The following is a 19,577-nucleotide window of genomic DNA, read 5'->3' on the forward strand; positions in this document are numbered from 1 at the left end:
AGCAACGGCAATGACCTGTCTGCCAACGACACTGAAAACCTTGATGCTGTTGATGCTGAGCTAACAGTAGACTTAGTGATTGATGCATCTAACCAAGGTGACATCACTGGTACATCACAAGATATTCCAGCTGGCGGTACAGTCACTCTGGTTATCACCGATATTGCGGGTACTGCAATTACCATCACTGATGTGGCAGTAAACGCAGATGGCACTTACTCTGTCGATAACGTTGACCTATCAACACTTGTGGATGGCGACATCACAGTGGTGGCAACCGCGACTGACAGCAACGGCAACGACCTGTCTGCCAACGACACTGAAAACCTTGATGTCACTGACGGCTCTATCACTGTCGCCTTAACGGTTAATGATGGAACTGAAACAGCAAATATTTCTGGTAGCACTGTCGATGTAGCCCCAGGAAGCACTGTAACGCTGACTCTCACAGATATCACTGGCGCAGTGCAAGTAGTGACTAGTGTAACCGTTGATAATGACGGTAACTATACAATTTCAGGTGTCGATATCTCTGGTTTAGCAGATGGTGATATCACCGTCGATGCTTCTGCTGAAGATCGTAATGGAAATACTGTTAGTGCAGATGATACTGACGAATTAGATTCGACCGCACCAACATTAGACATCACTGTCGCAGACGCCACTCTTGAGTTTGGTGTTTCTACCCTGGTTACATTTACATTTAGTGAGGCAGTCACTAACTTTAACTTAGTTGATGATGTCGTTGTTTCGGGTGGTACACTTACTAATCTCGTTACAAATGATGGCGGTGAAACTTGGACAGCCACATTCACTCCAACTGATGGCTACAGCGGCCCTGCTAGCATCACAGTGAATGACGATACCTACACAGATTTATCAGGTAACTTAGGTTCCGGTGATAGTGAAAACCTCACCATTGCAGATAACACAGTTGATGCCGTTGATGATGCTGTTGGCACCATATTCACAACGTCAGCAGACTCAGACAATAACTGGGTAAGCCCAGTAAATGCAGATGGAGAAGCTGACTTTACTATCAGCGCAAGAAATGCTGATGGCAGCGTTGGCGCAATCTCAGTCAATGCCGATAATAACCACATAGGCGTAGCTGGCTCGCCACGATCTGCTGGTCAAATTTCAGGACAAATTGAATATGACTCTGAAACAGGCACATCTGAAGCCATAATCATTGATTTCAATGGTCTTGTTAATCAAGCAGAATTTAGCGTTTCACGTATGTTCGCTGATGAAAATAGTGGTGAACAAGGTACATGGTACGCTTACTATAATGGCCAATTAGTGGCTTCTGAAACTTTCACAACCTCAACCGGTACAACAGGTAGTTTTACCATCAATACCGGTAACCTAGTATTTGACCAATTAGTCTTTGAAGCAGCGCCAACAATTAGCGAAGCCAACGGCGGCGCAGCACTCGCAGACTCATCTGATTACTATTTAGATTCTGTTACCGTTACAGGCCCTGCATTAGTCGATGCGTACGTTGTGCAAGAAGATTCAACCTTGGTCATTAGCGATGTTTCTGAAGGGTTATTTGCTAATGATAGTGATGCGCAAAACCATGACTTTGACATCAGTCATGTCAACGGTAACGCATACGTCTACGGGCAAGAGATTACGCTTACTAGCGGTGCTAAACTCATTATTAATGCTGACGGGACATACACCTATGATGTTAATGGTGCATTCGACAGTCTAACTGCAGGTGAATTAGATACTGATACATTTACATATACGCTAACTGATGAATATGGCGCTGTCGACACCGCCACAGTTACCATCAACATTGTTGGTGTTAACTTAGTGCCAGAAACAGTTGCAGATCAATTAGCAGTACTTGAAGGTGAATCGCTATTATTTAGTGCATCAGATCTACTCATCAATGACACAGATCCTGAAGGTGACAGCTTATCAGTAACTCGATTTGCTCCTAGCAACTCTGACGTCGATAGTATTGATGCGACACAAGCAGGACAAAGCTTCACTACCACACTGGGTGGCACCATCACAATTAATAGCGATGGAAGCTATACGTATGAAGCACCACAAAACCTCGACCATACAAGTAGCGATACACTGGTTGATAGTTTCTATTACCAAGCTACCGATGGAACTGGTGCCTCTTCTTGGACCCAAGTATCAATTGATGTAAATGATACAGCTCCTGTAGCTGAAGATGATACAGACCATGTTGGCTTTGGTGGTTTAGCATTTGGTGATGTCATCACGGCAGCAGGAACCGATGGCTCCGGTATTGATAACCTTGGCGCTGATAGTGCACAGATAACAAGTGTGACGTTTGGTGACGTGACTTATAGCGGTTTTGATGCTGATGGAAACCTGACTATCACCACAGATAAAGGTGTACTCACCATCAACCAAGATGGTAGTTATCAATACCAGTCAACCCAAACTGATACGATTATTGATAGCTTATCATTCAATGACTTGGTCAATAATAATGGGGTTTCATTATATGGCTTTGGTAGTGGGGCATCGTTTAACTTTAATAGCTTAGGAGTGCCTGGTAATAATGTCGGAGATAATGGCTCTAGAATTGGAGTCGGCAACTCTACCATTAGCAATGGTGAACAACTTGTCATTGACCTTGGCTCTGAAGCTCCTTTCAATGCGTTAGACATTAGCTTAACCAATGTCGGTAACTCTGAAAGCGTCATTTGGACCGTTTATGATGCAGATGGCAATCTAGTAGAGACAGGTACAACGAATAGTAATAGCCTTAATATCTCTACCAGCTCGCCGTTCCAATATCTGGTACTTTCAGCAAATTCAGGTACAACATATGGCCTTAATGCAATCACAGCTTCTTCCATTGGTGATGGTGTAATTTCTAGTGAGGAGTTTACTTACCAGCTCACAGATATTGATGGTGATTCAAGTACAGCGATATTAACTGTAAACCAAGATTCAACCCCACTTGCTGAAAATAATGCCGCTATTGTATCCGAAGCAGGTTTGGCAGGTGGTACTGAAGAAGGAACCAATTCGCACATTGCAACCGGAAACTTACTTGATAATGACTCTGGTGTTAGTAGTAGCACTGTTATAACAAGTATTGAAGGTGTCGTACCTGTCAATGGCATTATCTCAATAACGACAGCTGATGGTGTATTAACCGTTTACACCGATGATAGCAACGGCTTTAGAGCAGGTGACTATCAGTATGAATTAACGTCTACAAATACAACCAGTAACGATGTTTTAGAGAACTTCAATTACGTCATCGAAAACGGTGTAGGTGACACGAGCAGTGCCACTTTAACGGTATCAATTACTGATGATAAGCCGATGGTGAATGATATTGAGCAGAACTTGCAAGCAAGTGCTGCACCTATCACAACAAACTTGACCTTAGTATTAGATGTGTCAGGCAGTATGGACAACAGTGCAGGTAATGGTAAAACTTACCTAGAAACAGCAATTGAATCATTAACAGCACTTATCAATGAGGTCGACTCAACGGGTAATGTGAATGTTCAAATTGTTGCTTACTCAGATTCTGTTAGTAATTCTAGCTGGCTAATTGATGATATCGATAGCGCCATTAATTACTTAAATGCATTACAAGCTGGCGGTGGTACATATTACGATAGCGCCTTGAATGAAGTGATGTCGAATGTTGTCTTACCACCAGCAGACCAAAGCTTTGTTTACTTTATCTCTGACGGTGTGCCTTCAAGTGGACACAATATTGATGGAACTTTACAGAGTAACTGGGAAAGCTACCTTGATACTTATTATGATATTTCATTCGGTATCGGTATTGGCAATGCAGATTTAGATGAAATTTACCCAATTTCTTACCCTCAAACGACTGAAATAACAGAAGAAGAGCATGCGATCAAAGTTAACGATGCTGACGATTTAACGAATACAATTCTTGATTATTTCGAGTCCAATGCCGTTAGTGGCAGTTTAGGTATTCTCGGTACTAGCTCTACGGGTGTATTAGTTGGTGCCGATGGCGGTTATGTTAACCAAATCGTTGTCGATAACACGACTTACTCGATTAATATGGCAGATCCGATCCAAGTTATCACCACTGCGCTTGGCGCGACATTCACCATTGATTTCTCAACTGGTGAATATAGTTACTTTATTGATTCGACAGAAAACATTCTTAATGAGCAAGAAAATATCGAAGTCACAATTATCGATAACGATGGTGACTCAGATACATTGAACCTAGCTATCAATATCGATTACTACGCTTCACTCGATGCCAATGTAAATAATGTCATTACTAACCAAGCTCAAGGCAGTAATATCACGATTGCAACTGAGTATTTAACCCATGGAGATGCAACGCCAAGCGATGCTCAGGTAACAAGTGTCAACGGAACCAATGCTTCATTAGCAAACGACGCTGTCACTGTTACTGCCGCAAATGATGAAGATTCTTTTGAATATACTTTAACAGGCAATGGTGCCAGTGACACAGCTGAAGTGTCCATTGATTATCAAAATTCCAATGTCCTCACAGGTACAGCAGAAAACGATATTATCATTGCGACGTCAACTGCTGTTAATCCGGCATCTTCTTTGATTAAAGCAACAGTGAAATCAGGAGATACCTATAATGCTTCCAACCAGTTCGGTTTTGAAGCAGCATTGCTCGCTGCAGGAATATCTATCACCCAAATAGAAATTAATCTCAGAGGTGGAGGAGATACCAATGCGATAGTAGACGTCAGTCAGTCTAATTTAGTAAAAGGAACTGACTCCGTTGGCATTAATGACAGTGATTCAAATATCTTTGCCAATATGACGCAAGATAGCGGCACACTGACCGCAGTATTTACGGCAGGAGACTTCACGAACGGAGATGAATTCTGGTTTGCGTTTGATACCGATAATTTAGGTAGTGACACTGGCGCAAGTTTAGTTGGTGCGACATTCACGATTACCTTAAGTGACGGAACCATCCAAACTGGTACGTATATTTCCGATGGAAACTCAGGAGCAACAGGCAGCTTGTACTTTGCTGACGCGATTCTTGAGGGCGGAGCCGGTGATGATGTACTCATTGGCGGTGAAGGTAACGATATGCTTATCGGTGGTTTAGGTGATGATTTGCTTATCGGTGGCTTAGGTGATGATGTCTTAAGTGGCGGTGAAGGAAGTAACACCTTCGCATGGAATGCCAATGACACCGGCAGTGACACAATCACTGACTTCGACACAAGTAAAGATAGCTTAGATTTACGCGATTTATTGGTGAATGAAGATCTATCTAACTTAGAAGACATGCTGAGCTTCAGTTACGACGGTAACAATACCACTATTGATGTCGACGTTAATCTAGATGGCACTGCTGATCAAAAAATCGTGCTAAACGGTGTCGATTTAACTGACATCTACGGTAGTTCAGCTAATGGCGAAATCATTAACGGACTGCTAGATGACGGCGCTTTAATCGTCGATACATCAGATAACGCACCCGCACAAAATGCTGCAGCAATCGATCCATTGGAAAATAACCTGGATGGTAATATTATTCCTTAAATACAACAATTTGTTGACGCTACGTAGTAATATGTTAGCGTCTGCACATTGTGCTTAACAAAACTATAATTACAAAGGATAAGTAATAAGTGCCAGCAACTGCGTCTGACCAACAAGAACAGTGGACGATTTCGGCTTCACAGCGAACAACTGTCGATCCCCTGCTTGATTGTCTTGTGTTAATGACTGAACATTTTGGTTCGCCTTGCTCAAGTGATTCACTTGCGGCAGGCTTACCATTGACTAGTGCTGTCATTACTCCAGAGTTACTGCCACAAGCCGCTTCTCGTGGCGGTTTATCTGCAAAATTGACCCGTAAAGATTTAAATCAAATCTCGGATATTTTGCTACCTTGTATTTTATTATTGAAAGATAAAAAAGCCTGTATTTTACGAAAAATTGATATTGATGCGGATCAAGTCACTATTCAATTGCCAGAAACAGGCGGACAAGAAACCCTCACAGTAGAAGAACTCGAAACCCTTTATGTGGGTTATTTATTTCTTGTGAAGCAGGAGTTTCGTGGAGATAACAGCTTTGATGTTCATATCCATGACAATAGCACTCACTGGCTAATTCAAAGTATTAAAGACTCTGCTCCCATTTATCGAGACGCATTAATCGCTTCAGTATTAGTCAACCTGTTTGCACTGGTATCCCCTCTATTTATCATGAATGTCTATGATAAAGTGGTACCCAACCTAGCATTTGAGTCTTTATGGGTATTAGCGATTGGGGCAGGAATCGCCTATTTGTTTGATTTAATTCTACGTCAGCTTCGTAGTTACTTGATTGATATAGCTGGTAAAAAAGTCGACATTATTGTGTCTTCAAAGTTATTTGCCAAAGCCATTGGAATCCCACTATCAAAACGCTCTCCCAGTGTCGGCGGTATGGCTCGACAGCTCAGTGAATTCGATAGTATTCGTGAAATTTTAACCTCAGCAACCATTACCACATTGGTTGATTTACCTTTTGCACTCTTGTTCGTGACCATTATATATATTGTGGCGGGAGACCTAGCCGTCATTCCAGTAATAGGCGGTATTATCATTATTGGTTTTACGCTCTTTATTCAGCCCAAACTCAAAGCTGCTATTGAAGAAAGTAACCGTTTCTCAAGCCTCAAACATGGTCATTTAATTGAAAGCCTTACAGCTCTTGAATCAATTAAAGCCAATGGTGCTGAAGGGCTTGTTCAAAAAAGCTGGCAGCAGATGATAGGCCATACTGCTAACTGGCAATTAAAATCAAAAAAACTAACAAACTCAGTCAGTAATGTTGCTAATTTTATTGTACAGCTCACCGTGGTTTGCGTCGTTATATTAGGGGTTTACCGCGTCGCTGATAATGCAATTTCAATGGGTGGCATCATTGCAGCGGTGATGCTTTCAAGCAGAGCGATTTCACCCATGGCACAGTTAGCAGGTCTGATTACGCGAGGCAATCAAACAGCCAGCTCATTGCGACAACTTGATGAAGTAATGAATCAAGAAGAAGAATTTGAAAACAAAGGCCACCTCGTTAGTAAACAGCGCTTACAAGGTAAAATTGACGCGGATAATGTCGCATTTACTTTCCCAGAAGCTGAAAAACCGGTTTTACACCCACTTTCTGTGCACATTAAGCCAGGTGAGAGAATTGCCATCATTGGCCGCAATGGTTCAGGTAAAAGTACCTTAGCAAAACTGCTGGTTGGTCTGTATAAACCAACACAGGGCAGCCTTCGATATGACGGATTAGATTCAGGTCAAATTCACCCAAGTGACTTACGCAGTAACTTTGGCTACTTACCGCAAGATGTCACCTTATTTCATGGTTCAATTAAAGACAATATCTTGTTTGGAACTCGTCAAGTCACCGAACATCAACTGATCCGAGCGGTGCAGCTATCTGGGGTCAGTATGTTTACCAACCTTGAGTCAGAAGGCTTAGATCAACAAGTTGGTGAAGGCGGCTTATCGCTCAGTCGTGGCCAACGACAAACTGTGGCTCTTGCTCGAGCGACACTCAATGACCCGCCAGTATTATTAATGGACGAACCTACTGCTAGCCTAGATGCACGAGCAGAAAAACAATTTATTCGTTCAATGGAACATGTCAGTAAAGACCGCACACTATTACTGATTACCCATAAAATGCATTTATTGCGTTTAGTGGATCGCATTATTGTCTTAGACAAAGGCCATGTAATAGCTGATGGGCCAAAAGACAGCATTTTAGAAAAACTCAATAATGGATTACTTGCAGGAGGTCGTGCCTCATGAGTAATAAATTATCGAATCACGACTTAGAGATGGTTGATGATGTCTATGGCGCCATGATGACAGACTCCCCTCGTGGCCATAGTCTTATCATATGGTCACTGGCAGCCATGACCTTATGTTTCTTTATTTGGTCTTATTTTTCTGAGTTAGATCAAGTGACATCTGGAATGGGAAAAGTAATCCCCTCCTCTCAAATTCAACTTATTGATAGTCTCGATGGCGGTGTACTGCAAGAGATATATGTTCAAGAAGGAATGATCGTCACTAAAGGGCAACCGCTAGTTAAAATTGATGATATTCGTTTTCGTTCAGACTTTGCCCAACAAGAACAAGAAGTGTATAGCTTACAAACCAATGTTATACGCATGCGCACTGAACTTGATAGCATCGTTATTTCTGATATGTCGTCTAACTGGCGAGAACAAGTCAAAATCACCAAACAACCTTTAGTGTTCTCTGATGAAATTATTGAACAAGAACCTGACTTAGTTAAAAACCAGCAAGCAGAATACTCAGGCCGTCTTGACAACCTTACCAATCAACTGGAAATTTTGGTGCGTCAAATACAACAGCGCCAACAAGAAACAGAAGAGCTGACGTCTAAAATCTCTACGCTAACTAAAAGTTACCAGCTTATTTCTCGTGAGCTTGAATTAACGAAACCATTAGCCCAAAAAGGGATTGTACCCGAAGTTGAGTTACTTAAACTCGAACGCACGGTCAACGACATCCAAGGTGAATTAAAAACAATGCGCTTATTGCGCCCTAAGCTAAAGGCATCGATGGATGAGGCAATTTTAAAACGACGTGAAGCTGTATTCGTTTATGCTGCTGATTTACGTGCCAGTTTAAACGAGATGCAAACTAAGCTTTCTCGTATGAACCAAGCCCAAATTGGTGCTTTTGACAAAATTAATAAAGCTGTGATTACTTCGCCGGTAAACGGAACCATTAAAACATTACATATCAATACTCTAGGTGGCGTAGTTCAACCCGGAGAAGAGATTATTGAAATCGTACCTTCAGAAGATCAGCTATTAATCGAAACTAAAATTACACCACAAGATATTGCATTTTTGCACCCAGGCTTACCCGCTGTCGTCAAAGTCACTGCTTATGATTTTACCCGTTACGGCGGCCTTAAAGGCACTGTTGAACATATCAGTGCAGACACCAGTCAAGATGAAGAAGGCAATAGCTTCTATACTATACGTGTCAGAACTGAAGAATCGAATTTAACAAAAAGCGATGGCACAAAGATGCCAATTATTCCCGGCATGCTCACATCAGTGGACGTCATTACCGGGCAAAGAACTATCCTTGAGTACATTTTGAACCCGATATTACGGGCAAAAGAAACAGCACTTAGAGAGAATTAGCCAAAAAACCGGGAGGGTTTTTTACATGAAAATTAACATTAACCAATGCAGTAAATTAAGTATCTTCGCATTGGCAATGTCAGCAATTTTTGCAACGCCTTTGCTTAACGCACAATCGTTAGAGCAGGCTGTTGCACACACTCTGGATACCAATCCTGAGCTTCGTATTGCGTTTAACCGTTTTAAAGCACGCGAAGAACAAGTTAACCAAGCCATTGCTGGGTATATGCCAACTGTAGATTTAACAGGGGCCTATGGATGGGAACAAACTGACAGTCCTTCAACTCGTCGTAAAAGACAGCCAGGAAATGACAATCTGGATGAAGGCGTCATGGAACTTGAACGAGGTGAAGCAGGGTTTAGTATCAAACAAATGCTGTTTGATGGTTTTTATACAAGTAGTGAAGTTGACCGTTTTTCTTTCGAAGCGAGTTCTGAGCAATGGGCGTTATTCGCCGCTGCAGAAGATATCGCACTCGAAGTTAGTAAAGTGTACATGAATTACATTAAAGCTGAGCAACTGTTGGTGCTTTCAGAGAAAAACTTAAATAGCCATAAAGAAATTTATGAGCAAATTAAGGAACGTACTGATTCAGGTTTAGGCTCGATTGCTGATTTATCGCAAATCTCTGGTCGACTGGCTCGTGCAAATGCCAATCTGATGTCAGCTAAAAACAATCTATCTGATGCAAGAGCCCAATATATTCGCATCGTTGAAATTGCACCTGAAAACCTAGTTGTTCCTGTGCCTGATATAGATTTACTCCCTGCTAACATCGCAGAGAGTGTCATCATGGCCCAAGACAACCACCCAATTTTAAAATCGGCAAGTAGTGATATCAAAGCCGCCGATAGTGAGCGCAGTTCAGCACAATCTAATTACTATCCAAAATTCTCATTAGAATTAAACGGTAACTGGAATAATAACCTTGATGGTGAAGATGGTTATGGCACAGGAACCACACTTGACCCTTATGTGAATGGTTACAGTAATGATCTGGTTGGTATGGTTCGAGTGAAGTACAACTTATTCTCTGGCGGTAAAGATCTCGCACGAGAAAAGGAAGCTGCCTACAAAATTAACGAAGCGAAAGAAATTCGCCAACGTGCTCATCGTCAAGTCGTTGAAGGTGTGCACCTTTCATGGAATGCTTATGAAATGTTAGCGCCGCAAAAGCAATATATTCGTGATCATGTTATTGCCTCAAAAGATACTCAAGTTGCTTATGCTCAGCAATTTAACCTAGGGCAACGTAGCTTGTTAGATTTACTTGATACTGAAAACGAACTTTATCAAGCCCGTCAGGACTATCTACAAACAGAATATGATGAAACGATTGCAAAATATCGCTTATTGAATGCAACTGGACAGTTACTAGATTCATTACGTGTTACTCGACCAGATATTTGGCAAGGCGAACGTGACTACGAAGGAGGAGTAAAATAATGAAATACCTCATTTTACTACTCAGCATGACACTAACGGTGGGCTGTTCAATGCGTGATATCGTCACCGCAGACAGCCCAACTGAGCAGCAATTCGATTTAAACGATAACGATAAAGACGGCGTTATTGTGGCACGTGAGCGCTGTTTAGATACCGTCATTGGCGCAGGCATAGATAATTATGGCTGCCCAACAATTAGCGAAATCAACGAACGCCAAGAGTTAGAGATTTTATTTGAAAATGACTCAGATCATATCAACACACGCTTTTACCAACAAATAGAAGAAGTGGCTGACTTGATGAAGTTATACCCAAATACGGTTGTGACTATAGAGGGACATTGCAGTAAAACTGGAACATATGAGCACAATTTAACGCTTTCACAAGCGCGTGCTGATAATGTTGTGAATGTCTTAGTTGATACCTTCAATATCGATAGATCACGTTTAACGGCAATTGGCTACAGCTATGATCAGCCAATTGATTTAAGTGGTACGCCTGAAGCAAATGAAGCAAACAGACGTGTTATTGCTGAAGTTACAGGCGATGATCAAAGAACAGATATGAAGTGGCACATATACACGGTTGATCAATAAGCTTTTAATGTAAGGAACTGATTTTTGCCAAAGCAGGGTTATTCGCAATTACAAAGTGTTACGCGAGCTTGCCGTTACCCATTATTGGCATCTATTTTCATTGTGTCGGGGCTTTACGCAGCAGCTCCGGCAACAATGGATGCACAGAAAACGATCAGCGCCTTATCAGATCAATACGGTGAACGCGCCGGAAAGCGTGCTAAAGCTTGGTTTAAAATCGTCAATGACGCGCAAAACCTTGACGATATAGCCAAGCTTGAAAAAGTGAATAGCTTTTTTAATTTATTTAAATTTGTCGATGATAATAAAGTCTGGGGGGAGTCGAATTATTGGGCCTCCCCTATGGAGTTTATCGGCGTCAATGCAGGCGACTGTGAAGACTTTTCCATCGCCAAATATTTTACGCTCCTTCAGGTTGGTATTGCTGAAGATAAGTTACGCATTACTATGGTTAAAGCAACATCTGTAAACCAATACCATATGGTCTTAGCTTATTATGAAACCCCTGGGGCAATCCCATTGGTGCTAGATAATTTAGATCCAGTGATTAAGCCTGCTACCAAAAGAAATGATTTGCTGCCTGTTTACAGCTTCAATGGTAAGCAATTATGGCTTAATAAAGAGAAAGGACGAGGTGTGCTTGCGGGCTCTTCCTCGCGTCTTGAAAAATGGAATGATTTAAAATTAAGGTTGGGCATAGACCGGTTACGGCAGCCCAAACAAAAAATGGAGTAGTGGCCAAGATGACCCTTTTTCGTCAAATCTATGCGTTACTGTTTGGTTTATTTTTATTGGTTATAACCAGTCTAGGTTATGTTCAATTTACAGAAACCCAAAGCTTTCTCGTTAAGCAAATGGATTCAGATCTCAACAATGCCAGTCACTCTCTTGGTATTATGCTGGTGCCTGCTTTAGAAAGTGGCGATGACGTTGCGGCTGAAACTTTAGTGAATGTCATTTTTGAAGGCGGTTATTATCAGCAAATCAAATTGACTTGGCTGGTTGACGGTAAACAACAAGTTTGGAATAACGCCATTCGTATCGAAGGCGTGCCTCAATGGTTTATCGACTTAGATTTGTTTACGACCATCACTAAAGAAAGTGTTATCACTTCTGGCTGGTTACAACTCGCTAAAATTGAAATTACCGCCCACCCAGGCTTTGGTTACCATGAGCTTTGGCGCATTATTTCTAATACAATTATCATTTTTTCAATTCTATTTTTACTTGCCATCGTTTGCGCACGTTTTGGCTTAAGCTACATTCTCAAGCCATTACACGCACTATCAGAACATGCTAAAAAGGTCGCAAACCGTCAGTTTGGCCCTGATATGCCAGCGCCAAAAACTAAAGAACTACAAGAGTTAGTCGGCGCATTTAATAGTATGTCTGCACAGCTAAAACAAGTCTTTAGCTCATTAGATGAAGAAGTATCAGCCCTACGTAAAAAGAATTTAGTTGACCAAGTTTCTGGCTTACCGAATCGACAATACATGGTCAGTCGAATAAATGGCTGGTTAGGTGAGCCGAGTAGTGGCGCCATATTTTTAGCTAAGTTTGATTGGCTAGAAGAAGTACACAGTAAGTATGGCTATCAAGTTCGTGATGAAACCATCAAGTTATTATCACAAAAACTTGAGCATCATTTAAACGAGGTATCCCCATCCGTCATTGCCCGAATTGCTGCGTATGAATTCGCTTTTCTAGTCACGGATGTAGAACACGATCAACTCACTAAGTACTTACAGACCTTACTAAGAACCTTGAATAAAGAAATTTCTAAAGCAGGCTGTAAGCCTAATGAAGGTTTCGCAATTGGTGTGGCTGAACGTACAGGGCACATGACGGTCAGTGATATTTTGGCTCAGGCTGATAATGCGCTGCAAAAATCATTAAAAGACAACAAGGTATTCCATTGGTTTGAGACCAATGAGCATCAACTATTTAGCCGCGAACAATGGCGAGATAACCTCACTGATGCCATTAAAAACAAAAAATTCCAATTTAGATGGCAGCCCGTTTTACTAACTGAAAACGAAGAAGTCTGTCAGCGTGAGGTATATTGTCAGTTGATGGTTAACGATAAACTTCAACATGCCGGTCAATTTATGCCTTATGTGGAGTTACTGTCTTTAGGTACCTTAATGGATCAATGCCTCATTGAAACCGTGATTGATAACCGCCTGCTTGAGCGAAACTATGAGCCGTTAGCGATTAACCTCACATTCCAGAGTATCAGTGACCCGCATTTCCATTCATGGCTACAAGGTTTACTGCGTAATACCGCATTCCCTGAAAGGATCTGCTTTGAAATCCCTGAGGCCAGTGTGTATAGCGACTTAGATAATTGCGAAAATCTGTGTAACATTATCAGAGATAATGGCGCCAAGTTTGGTATTGACCATTTTGGTCGCCAGTTTGGCTCAATGAGCTACTTACAAAGCCTACGTCCAAGCTATGTAAAACTCGATCAATCTTTTGCCTACATGGAAGATGACCAACATAATACTGAGCTATGTCGCGCCTTAGCAAATGTCGCCAAAGGCTTAGATATCCAAGTTATCGTGACAGGTATACAACAGCAAGAGCAGCTCGAGCGATTTACTTCAATGCGCTTAGATGCATATCAAGGGTTTATTGCTCCGCCTATCGCAATTACCTTTTAAGCTGTTTACTGCTATTAAAGCCACTCACTGAGTGGCTTTTTTATGACTTTAGCCAACATGAGATTTAAGCTGACTGAATATCAGACACAAAAAAGCCACTCAAAGAGTGGCTTTTTTGTTTATTTGGTCGGTGATAGAGGATTCGAACCTCTGACCCTCTGCTCCCAAAGCAGATGCGCTACCGGGCTGCGCTAATCACCGGAAATCGTATTGATATGTTGAGTCTAACAAGGCAAGCCTTAGCTCCACTCTAATAGAGTGAGTGATACGTAATCAATAAACGCTAATCACTAAGTTGTAAATTAATACGGTAGGCCAATTTGAAAGGATCAAAAATAAATCACTAATTGGAATACAAAAATTTGGTCGGTGATAGAGGATTCGAACCTCTGACCCTCTGCTCCCAAAGCAGATGCGCTACCGGGCTGCGCTAATCACCGAGATATTCTATAAATAGAATGTAGATTGAATGGGGTGACTGATGGGGCTCGAACCCACGACAACCGGAATCACAATCCGGGGCTCTACCAACTGAGCTACAATCACCACTGATTTCAATCTTGCTAACAAACGACCTTACCGAATGGTGCGCCCAGAAGGATTCGAACCTTCGGCCTTACCCTCCGGAGGGGTACGCTCTATCCAGCTGAGCTATGGGCGCTCGTCTTGGTTAGCGACGCACATAATAGGGATAAATCACCTTCACGTCCACCTTTGTTTAAAACTTTTTTGTTCGTTTGCTCAAGTTTTGAGTAAATTGTGAGGTTTTTAAGCAATTTTCAAAATAAACGTCTAATACTTAGCTGCTAAAAAGAGATATTTTCATATTTCAGCCTAAAGGACTAACTAATAGTTCCCTTTGTTGCTCAAGCTTCATATACTCAAGTGTGGGTAGTTAGCATAAAAGGATTGAAGGAGTCATATGGAAAAGGGAGCCTTCCCTAATCACTCTAATAATATCGAACATCTACAAAGAAGGGTGTCGAGGCTTAGACGTTTAGCGACAAAATATAAGCGCGCAGAAATCATTCAAAATGCGCTATTAGAAATTTCCAATATTGCTACCCAAGCGATCTCACTTGACGCTTTCTATAAAGGTGTCCACAGTCATCTGCAAAGCTTGATCCATGCCGATAACTTTTTCATTGCCTCTTTCGATAATCAAACTGGCACCATATCCTTACCTTTTTTTGCTGATGAGAAAGATCCCCACCCATCAGAGCTATATCCAGATGAAGAAATATCATCATTATTAGAGCGTGGCATTACAGGTTATGTGCTAAAAACCGGTGAACCACTTTTTTGTAATGAGCGACGTTTTAATGAATTGGTCGAAGAAGGAAAAATTGATGGCTTAGGTTCACCTTGCCTTCAATGGCTCGGCGTTCCCATCAAACACAATAACCATGTCTCAGGAGTATTGGTCGTTCAAAGCTACAGCGACGATATTATCTATGGTGAGCTCGAACTCGAATTAATGGGCTTTATTTGCCACCATATTTCAGGTGTTATGGAGCGACTGCGTCACAATGAAGAGCTTGAAATAGCAATTATTGAACGTACTAAAGAACTCAGCGAAGCGTATGACAAAGTAAAACTTGAAGTTACTGAGCGTGTTAAAGCAGAGAAACTGCAAAAGTCATTATTTCAAATCGCTGATTTATCCGCATCTGATGTGACTCAAGCCGAGTTTTACCCACAAATCCATCAAGTCATCAGCCAATTACTGCCTGCTGACAACTGTTTTATCGCATTAGTACACAAGCCATCACAAACCTTATCTTTTCCTTTTTATGTCTCGCAGATGAACGCCGAAGCGCCTAAACCAAGGGCGTTAAAGGATGGCTTAACAGAGTATATTTTAAAGCACCAGCAACCACTATTGTTAAATCAGCAAGACATTAAAAGGATGATTACTGCGGGTGAGATTTATGGCAGTAATCCCGATTTAAACCACACTCAAACTATGAAGCAATGGATTGGTATTCCGTTATTCATTCACGGGGAAATAGCCGGTGGATTAACGATTTACAGTCTGACCGACAAAAACTCCTTTGCCACTAAAGATTTAGAGCTACTCACCTTTGTCTCGCAGCATATTGCCAATGCAATTGAGCGTAAACTTGCCGCTGAGCAGTTAAAGCGAAGCTATGAGCAACTTGAGGATAAGGTCGAAAAACGCACCAAAGCGATTGCTGAGATCAATGACAACTTACAACGTCAAATCATGCAACGTAAAAAAATCGAAGCTCAATTGGTTTACGATGCTAAACATGACAATTTAACCGGTTTACCTAACCGTAGCTTTTTCATGGAGCGGCTATCACAAGCCATTAAGCATGTTCGACGTCATCAAAACGAGCAGTTTTCCCTGTTATTTATTGATTTAGATGGCTTCAAGCAAATCAATGACACCTTAGGTCACCTTGAAGGTGATCGCTTTTTGATTGAAACATCAACTCGGCTAAAAATGTGTATTCGAGACAATGACACTTTAGCTCGCTTGGGCGGTGATGAATTTGTCATTTTACTCGACTCCATCCACCAGCACCGAGATGCCGAAGATGTATGTGAGCGCATCTTGCAAGCTATTGCAGAGCCATACACATTAGCTCAACAGCAAGTGATTTCTGGTGCCAGTATTGGCGTGGCTTACAGTTCTGTTAACACTTCAGATAACAGTGAGTCAGTATTGCGTAATGCCGATACCGCAATGTATCAAGCAAAGTCAAAAGGCAAAGGCTGTTATGTTGTTTTTGACCAGAAAACCGAATACAGCTTCAATCAACGTATCGCGCTGGAGCAAGACTTTTTACACGCCCTAGAGCGCAATGAAATCATAGTAGAGCTAACGCCCATCGTCACTTTCGATCAAAGCCATATTTTAGCCTATGAGCCAGTTAGCTACTGGCACCATCCTAGCGAAGGGATGATTGATAACCATCAGTTAAAAGCACTTGCCGAGCAAACGCAAAGCATGATGATGTTAGACGATTATATTTTTCAATATATTGATCAACACTACCAAGCTTTAGCAAATGGATTAGGTGACAACATTCACTTTCATATTCCACTATCAAGTCAGCACATTAAACATAAATACGGCCTTCGCAGCTTAAAGAACACCATTAAGCGCAGTCGTATCTGTGCCACAAAGCTATGGGTATTCTTTCATGAGAAGTCATTTGTGCAAGACAGCACTAACCATATCAGTGCCTTTGAGTCTTTAACCGAAATGGGTGTCAATATTGGAATAAATGGTTATGGAACAGGTTATAGTTCACTGAGTAGCTTAAGCTTTTTACCGATTAAAGCGTTAAAACTCGATGCCGATGTTAGCCAACACTTACTCAATGAAAAACAACTGCAACTGGCTAAAGCCTATCAGCTTATCGCTCAAACATTGGGGTTCGATATGTATGCAGAAGGTATAAATACTTCAGAGCAGAAGCAAAGTTTATCAAAACTGGGCTATAGCCAAGGGCAAGGTAACGTTTTTTCTATCGTTAATATTGTCCTAACAGATCTTAATGACGTTAAAGAAGCCGTAAGCTAACCTCGCACTCAACCTTGGCATTACCGTTTACTTTTTAAACATATCTCTTAGGTTAGCAATATTCGCTTTAGCAGATTGCACCTTCTCTTGTTCAGTTTGTTTAGGCTTGCGGTTTTCCCAAATCAAATCGTCTTGAGGTAACTCCATTAAGAAGCGACTCGGCTCACAACGCATAGTCTCACCAAACTGACGACGTTCACGGCACATAGTAAACCACAACTCTTTTTGCGCACGTGTAATTCCTACATAGGCGAGACGACGTTCTTCATCAACATTATCTTCATCAATACTCGATTGATGAGGCAAAATTCGTTCTTCAGTACCTACCATAAAGACATAGGGATATTCCAACCCCTTTGAAGCGTGTAACGTCATCAACTGAACTTGGTCACCGCCTTCATCTTCTTGGTTTCGTTCCATCATGTCTCGCAGCGTAAGACGTGTTACCACCTCAGGTAGCGTCATCGGTTCATCAAGCTCATCACCTTCCAGCATTTCCGTCACCCAACGATAAAGCTCAGAAATATTCTTCATCCGCATTTCTGCAGCTTTGGCGCTGGTACTGGTTTCGTACAAGTAATCTTCGTAATTAATTTTACGAATTAACTGCTTGATCGCATCTACCGGCTCACCACGAGTTGCTATCTCTCCAGTATCGACAATAAATTTTCCGAATTGATACAAGGATGACATCGCCGCTGGCGCTAAATGGTGATTCAGCTCAGCTTGAAAAATCGCTTCAAACATCGAAATATGTTTTTGGTTCGCATAGTTGCCTAAGCGCTCTAAGGTAGCTGGGCCGATTCCACGCTTAGGTAAGTTCACTACACGTAAAAACGCATTATCATCATCTGGATTAACGACCAGACGCAAATATGCCATGATATCTTTAATTTCAGCTCGAGCGAAAAATGATGTGCCACCAGACAATTTATAAGGAATACGGTTGGTCATCAATGCCCGTTCGAGTAAACGAGACTGGTGATTTCCTCGATATAATATGGCGTAATCACCAAATTTAGTTTTGCCGACAAACTTATGACGAACAATTTCAGCAACGACTCGCTCAGCTTCTTGCTCTTCATTCGCGGCAAACAACACACGCAGTGGCTCACCATAAGCAAGTTCACTGAACAGCGTTTTATCGTACACATGGGGGTTGTTAGCAATGAGAATGTTGGCTGCTCTTAAAATCCGCTGGCTTGAGCGGTAATTTTGCTCCAACTTAATCAGTTTAAGTTTAGGGAAATCTTTACCCAGTAAGACTAAGTTCTGCGGTTTTGCTCCCCGCCATGAATAGATGGATTGATCATCATCCCCTACCACGGTAAAGCGAGCACGTTCACCCACTAACAGCTTCACTAGCTCATATTGACTGGTATTTGTGTCTTGGTATTCATCGACTAGCAAGTATTGAATACGGGTTTGCCAGCGTGTTCTGACTTCTTCGTTATGACGCAATAAAAGCGTTGGCAATAAAATCAAATCATCAAAATCAAGCGCATTATAGGCTTTCATATGTTGGGCATAACGTTGATAAAGCTTGGCAAACAATTGTGTTTGCTCATCTCCACCTCGTTTAATTGCCACATCAGGCACGACTAAGTCGCCTTTCCAATTTGAAATCGCACCGGCTAGCGCTTTAATTAAATCTTTGTCTTCTTCAAGTTCATCTTCAGTCAGCTCTTTTAACAGCGCAAAGGTATCTTGATCATCAAATAATGAAAAGCCAGCCTTTAAACCAACCACTTTATGTTCACGCTTAATGATCTCAAGCCCTAATGTATGGAACGTCGAGATCCATAATCCTCTGGCTTCTTTGCGTCCCATGGACTGAGCTACACGCTCTTTCATCTCTCGTGCCGCTTTATTAGTAAAAGTCACCGCAGCAATATTGCGTGCTTTATAGCCGCACTTTTCAACTAAGTATGCAATTTTGTTAATAATTACCCGAGTTTTACCACTGCCTGCACCCGCTAATACTAAACAAGGTCCAGAAACATAGTGAACGGCATCATTTTGCCCAGGATTTAACTTCATGCTGACGACTTTACCAATAACCAAAATAAACGGAGTGCGATCATACCAGAAAGCCACGATCGACAATCAATAAATTTAA

9 protein-coding genes and 4 tRNA genes are annotated in these 19,577 nt (G+C 41.6%); 8 read left to right on the forward strand and 5 right to left on the reverse strand.

Annotated elements, in window-relative coordinates:
• From AN944_RS18515 to AN944_RS18545, 7 genes are all read left to right on the forward strand, one after another.
• Positions 1 to 5,547: Ig-like domain-containing protein (locus tag AN944_RS18515; RefSeq protein ID WP_055026135.1), on the forward strand; the 5,547-nt coding region annotated here is incomplete at its 5' end.
• 89 nt (positions 5,548 to 5,636) lie between these two features.
• Positions 5,637 to 7,814: a type I secretion system permease/ATPase gene (locus AN944_RS18520; RefSeq protein WP_055026136.1), complete on the forward strand. Its 2,178-nt coding sequence runs from the start codon at positions 5,637 to 5,639 to the stop codon at positions 7,812 to 7,814.
• Entirely contained in the window at positions 7,811 to 9,193 is a 1,383-nt protein-coding gene (locus AN944_RS18525) for an HlyD family type I secretion periplasmic adaptor subunit (protein WP_055026137.1), read from the forward strand. The genes AN944_RS18520 and AN944_RS18525 overlap by 4 nt, the downstream gene beginning before the upstream one ends.
• A 25-nt stretch (positions 9,194 to 9,218) precedes the next feature.
• Positions 9,219 to 10,640, forward strand: a complete 1,422-nt coding sequence (locus tag AN944_RS18530; RefSeq protein WP_055026138.1) for a TolC family outer membrane protein — start codon at positions 9,219 to 9,221, stop codon at positions 10,638 to 10,640.
• Complete coding sequence (locus AN944_RS18535; protein WP_055026139.1) at positions 10,640 to 11,236, forward strand: OmpA family protein; 597 nt, start codon at positions 10,640 to 10,642, stop codon at positions 11,234 to 11,236. The genes AN944_RS18530 and AN944_RS18535 overlap by 1 nt, the downstream gene beginning before the upstream one ends.
• 135 nt (positions 11,237 to 11,371) lie before the next feature.
• Entirely contained in the window at positions 11,372 to 11,971 is a 600-nt protein-coding gene (locus tag AN944_RS18540) for a transglutaminase-like cysteine peptidase (RefSeq protein ID WP_080917533.1), read from the forward strand.
• A gap of 8 nt (positions 11,972 to 11,979) precedes the next feature.
• Positions 11,980 to 13,902, forward strand: coding sequence for an EAL domain-containing protein (locus tag AN944_RS18545; RefSeq protein WP_055026141.1), 1,923 nt, complete (start codon positions 11,980 to 11,982; stop codon positions 13,900 to 13,902).
• Between the two features lie 124 nt (positions 13,903 to 14,026).
• On the opposite strand, the gene AN944_RS18550 is transcribed toward AN944_RS18545, so the two are convergent.
• The 4 genes from AN944_RS18550 to AN944_RS18565 all read right to left on the reverse strand — a co-directional run bounded on the left by AN944_RS18550 (position 14,027) and on the right by AN944_RS18565 (position 14,563).
• Positions 14,027 to 14,103: transfer RNA gene (locus AN944_RS18550), tRNA-Pro, on the reverse strand.
• Positions 14,104 to 14,265: 162 nt separating this feature from the next.
• A tRNA-Pro gene (locus AN944_RS18555) sits at positions 14,266 to 14,342 on the reverse strand.
• 30 nt (positions 14,343 to 14,372) lie between these two features.
• A tRNA-His gene (locus AN944_RS18560) sits at positions 14,373 to 14,448 on the reverse strand.
• A gap of 38 nt (positions 14,449 to 14,486) precedes the next feature.
• A tRNA-Arg gene (locus tag AN944_RS18565) sits at positions 14,487 to 14,563 on the reverse strand.
• A gap of 261 nt (positions 14,564 to 14,824) precedes the next feature.
• Here AN944_RS18565 and AN944_RS18570 point away from each other — a divergent pair.
• Entirely contained in the window at positions 14,825 to 17,458 is a 2,634-nt protein-coding gene (locus AN944_RS18570; RefSeq protein WP_055026142.1) for a diguanylate cyclase domain-containing protein, read from the forward strand.
• 27 nt (positions 17,459 to 17,485) lie between these two features.
• Here the strand turns inward: AN944_RS18570 and rep are convergent, their stop codons facing one another.
• The gene (gene rep, locus AN944_RS18575; RefSeq protein ID WP_055026165.1) at positions 17,486 to 19,498 is read right to left on the reverse strand and encodes a DNA helicase Rep; all 2,013 of its coding nucleotides are present in this window, start codon (positions 19,496 to 19,498) and stop codon (positions 17,486 to 17,488) included.
• Between the last annotated feature and the right edge of the window lie 79 nt (positions 19,499 to 19,577).

This window comes from Shewanella sp. P1-14-1 (assembly GCF_001401775.1).
In the GTDB taxonomy this organism is placed as follows: domain Bacteria; phylum Pseudomonadota; class Gammaproteobacteria; order Enterobacterales; family Shewanellaceae; genus Shewanella; species Shewanella japonica.

Coding starts and splice junctions, on each gene's coding strand:
- AN944_RS18525 (WP_055026137.1), top strand. CDS start 7,811: ATGAGTAATAAATTATCGAATCACGACTTAGAGATGGTTGATGATGTC.
- AN944_RS18530 (WP_055026138.1), top strand. CDS start 9,219: ATGAAAATTAACATTAACCAATGCAGTAAATTAAGTATCTTCGCATTG.
- AN944_RS18535 (WP_055026139.1), top strand. CDS start 10,640: ATGAAATACCTCATTTTACTACTCAGCATGACACTAACGGTGGGCTGT.
- AN944_RS18540 (WP_080917533.1), top strand. CDS start 11,372: ATGGATGCACAGAAAACGATCAGCGCCTTATCAGATCAATACGGTGAA.
- AN944_RS18545 (WP_055026141.1), top strand. CDS start 11,980: ATGACCCTTTTTCGTCAAATCTATGCGTTACTGTTTGGTTTATTTTTA.
- AN944_RS18570 (WP_055026142.1), top strand. CDS start 14,825: ATGGAAAAGGGAGCCTTCCCTAATCACTCTAATAATATCGAACATCTA.
- rep (WP_055026165.1), bottom strand. CDS start 19,498: ATGAAGTTAAATCCTGGGCAAAATGATGCCGTTCACTATGTTTCTGGA.